This is a genomic window from Vibrio fujianensis (assembly GCF_002749895.1).
Taxonomy (GTDB): domain Bacteria; phylum Pseudomonadota; class Gammaproteobacteria; order Enterobacterales; family Vibrionaceae; genus Vibrio; species Vibrio fujianensis.
Genome location: NZ_NBUS01000041.1, coordinates 180,877 through 181,179 on the forward strand (window position 1 = coordinate 180,877; position 303 = coordinate 181,179).

Sequence of the window (303 nt, forward strand, 5' to 3'; positions counted from 1 at the left end):
TGACATTTTTCTTGGCTTGGAATTTACTGGTCTGACAAGTCAATGAGGATGTGTGGTTATGCTTTCAGCACTTACTAAAGCAAATTTTTATTTAAATTATTTTGGTTTTCTTAAAGTCCCTTTAATTTGGTATTGTCGGCCAAAAATTCTCTCGCTTAGTGCTCAAGCGGTAGAAGTTTCTATTCCTTTAAAGCGACGTAATAAAAATCATCTCAACAGTATGTATTTCGGTGTATTGGCTGTGGGTGCTGATGTGGCTGGTGGATTTATGGCGATGCATAAAGCCCAATTGCGTGGCCAACC

The 303-nt window shown here is 38.6% G+C and carries 1 protein-coding gene; it reads left to right on the plus strand.

Going from position 1 to position 303, the window contains the following annotated elements:
• Positions 1–58: 58 nt before the first annotated feature.
• The coding region (locus tag B7C60_RS18440; protein ID WP_245868931.1) for a DUF4442 domain-containing protein at positions 59–303 on the plus strand (245 nt) is incomplete at its 3' end.